Origin of the sequence: Flavobacterium sp. (genome assembly GCF_017985075.1) — a bacterium.
GTDB lineage: Bacteria > Bacteroidota > Bacteroidia > Flavobacteriales > Flavobacteriaceae > Flavobacterium.
The window spans coordinates 1-3,304 of record NZ_JAGNYF010000020.1 but is presented as its reverse complement, the minus strand read 5'-3'; the positions used below and the strand labels follow the sequence as shown (position 1 = coordinate 3,304).

Below are 3,304 nucleotides of genomic sequence, written 5' to 3'. Positions count from 1 at the left end.
ATAATTCTATTAATGATCCGCCAATCCAATATTGAACAAATCCTACAAGAAAAAACATTAACCAAAAACCTATAGTTAAAATGGTTAAGAAAAGTATAAAGCCTAAATACTGTTGAAATTCAAACATATTTTCCGGAATTTTATTTGTGAATTCTTGTCAAAGATAAATCATAAATTTATTTTTAACAAATAATATCTTTTTTTTAATACCATTTTATTTTCATCTGAAGAAAACAACAATTATTACCCAATAAAAAATAATACAATTAAAGGAATAATAACACCTGCGAGTGCTAATTTCCAACCGCGTCTTCTGAATGTATTTTGCCCATGTGTAATCATAATTACACCCGTAAAGGCAATAACAATTAAAGAAATTCCAAAAATATCTGAATAATAAATCCACCAGTTAGAAGTGCTTTTGTGCAACTTCATGGATTGGCTAATAATAGGTGTTTTCTTAAAAGCTACAATTTCACCTTTTCCGGTTTCCATATCAATTTCTACATCGTGTTTTTCAAAAGAGATTTTAAATGTTCCTTTTTTTACACCATGACGACGCATTTTATCGTCTATGCCTAAATCTTTACCTAACTGTTCAGCATATTCTTCTGTAATCTCACTTTTCTCAGGAAGGTGTACTGTAATGCTTTTAGTTTCAACAGTATACTTTTCTGGATGCCAATGCTCTCTATGGTTCATTAAAATTCCAGAAAACGCAAAAGAAATAATTAAGCCTACATAAAAATAACCTAAATCGCGGTGAATGTTTCTTCTATTTAATTTCATAATATGAATTGATTTAAAATGTTGTTTAATATTAAAATTTATATTTTATGTTACCTAATATTTGTCGAGGCGCAATTGGGTTCACACTATAATTTTCATGAACTGTATAGTTCAATTCATTGGTAATGTTCGACAATTTAACTAATACTGAGATTTTTTTCCAAGTATAACCTACAGAAGCATCAACAGTTGTGTAATCTGAAAGAGGGACTTCTCTATCCCAAATTCCATTAGGATATTTAACAAGGTCGGTGCTATATTGGCTGTTCCATCCTCCAATTCTTCTTCCAATGTAATTTCCAATTGCTCCTACAGATACGCCTTTGAATAACCCAGAAGGAATTGTGTAGAAAAAGCTTAAGTTAGCCGTATTTTGTGGTGTTCTTGCTACACGATCACCTTCAATAAAACTTCCATTGGTTCCAGAAGTTTTGGTGTAACGCATATCGTTGTAACTATATCCTGCATTAATTTTGAAGTCTTCAATAGGCCTTGCCGTAATATCTAGTTCTATACCCTTACTTTTTGTTTCACCACTCATTACTTTTATGTTTGTATTCGTGTTTGGAGTTACACCATCTTGTAAAAATGCCGCAGTTTGCACTAAGTTATCATTTGTAATTTGATAAATAGTAACATTAGCACTTAAAATTCCTTTCCATAAGTCAGTTTTAACACCCGCTTCGTATTGATCCAAAATTGACGGTTTAAGTGGTTCGTCATTAAATGTATTACCTGTATTTGGAGTAAATGAATTCGTATAACTACCAAATATAGTGATGTCTTTTGTAGGTTGTAGTACTAACCCAACTTTAGGAGAAAAAGCTCGATCCAAACGTTTAGGTGAAACCACACCAATGGCATCATTAAGAGATGTTGTAATTACATTGCTGACACCAGATCCGTTTACTTGTAAAACTTCTTTATAAGTGGTTACTGCTGTTTCTTGCCAAGACCAACGAAGACCTGCTAATACTTTAATTTTATCTGTTAAAGAAACTAAATCTTGAAAATAGGTTCCAAAACGCTTATATTTTGTTTCTACAATTTGAGTTGCTCTACTATCAAAAGGGACAGTATGGCTTTGAGTTGTAATATCGTAATTAAAAAGATTTATGGCATTTGCTTCCGTAGTTTTGGTTTTCAGTAGATCATCATAAAAAACAAAAGTATAAGCGGTTGCTAGTGAATTTTCAAAATCTGCACCTGTGAAAATTTGATGTTTAATACTCCCCGTTTTGAAATTTCCTTGTAAACTCAATTGGTTACCAAATATTTGTTCTTCGTTTTGAGCTCGGGTTAAACCTCTTTTCCAAAAACCTGGAATGGGATATGTTGTGGTATTATCTAAATCAGACATTTGAGCTGTAGATAATTGAGTTCTCTTATAATTTTGAAAAGAACTGTTGAAATTTAATTTCCAGTTTTTATTAAATTCATGATTTAATAATACCGAAGCGCTAGACGATTTTGTATTTCCTGTGGACCAAAGTGCCCCAAAATAAGTATTACGAGGAATATCTAAAATGGTTTTTCCAATAATACCAGTTCCAAAATCTGGGGTCCAATCCGCACTCAAATAATCACCTTGCAAGGTAATATTTGTTTTCTTGCTTAAATTGAATAAAAATGAAGGGTTGAAATAAATTCGTTCATTTTTGACAACATCTCTAAAACTTTCCGCATCTTCATAAGATCCTGTAAAACGATAAGCAATAGTTTTATTTAACGGACCATAAAAGTCAATAGCTGGTTTATAATAGGCAAAACTTCCTAATTGTGTAGTAATTTCACCACCTTTAGTAAATTGAGGTGTTTTAGTTACCAAGTTTAAGATTCCGCCTGGAGCAACATTACCATATAATAAAGCTGAACTTCCTTTTAAGAATTCAACTTTTTCTAAAGAAGAAACTTCCGGTATAGAACCACTATTAAATCGGAATCCGTTCTTGAACATGTTGTTAGCTCCCATATCATAACCTCTTGACCAAAATGATTCTTGAGCACCTCCTCGAGCTGAACCTACATATACCCCATTAGCATTTTTGATTACTTCGCTTAATCGGATGGCTTGTTGTTGGCTGATTACTTCATTATTAATTACCTGTACACTCTGCGGTAAATCCATTACTTTAATTCCTGATCTTACTACAGAAACTGGAATTTTAGTTTGATTGGAAGTAATAATTACTTCCTCTATAACTTGTACTTTTTTCTTAATGGTATCCTGTTCAATTTCTAATGAAATATCATTTGACAAATTTTGATTTTGTGCAAAGGAACTATTTGCTTGAGTGATGAATGCGAATACTAAAATATATTTTTTCATTGTTTATTTAGAATAAATTAAAATAACACTGCAAATGTAAAACGCAAAACAATAAAAAACAAGTTTATTTAGAATAAATAAAAATAATATTTCTAAGTAATTGATTATCAAAATGAAAAAGTTTTGAATGGATTATTTTTAAACATTAAACTAAAATTGTAACTTTGCATTCCAAAATAATGAAGA

At 31.0% G+C, this 3,304-nt stretch carries 2 protein-coding genes; both read right to left on the bottom strand.

Going from position 1 to position 3,304, the window contains the following annotated elements; genetic code table 11:
* Positions 1-243 precede the first annotated feature (243 nt).
* Entirely contained in the window at positions 244-789 is a 546-nt protein-coding gene (locus tag KA468_RS05735; protein ID WP_291241982.1) for a PepSY-associated TM helix domain-containing protein, read from the bottom strand.
* Between the two features lie 31 nt (positions 790-820).
* A complete protein-coding gene (locus KA468_RS05730; RefSeq protein WP_291241981.1) occupies positions 821-3,118 on the bottom strand; it encodes a TonB-dependent siderophore receptor in 2,298 nt (765 codons plus the stop codon).
* Between the last annotated feature and the right edge of the window lie 186 nt (positions 3,119-3,304).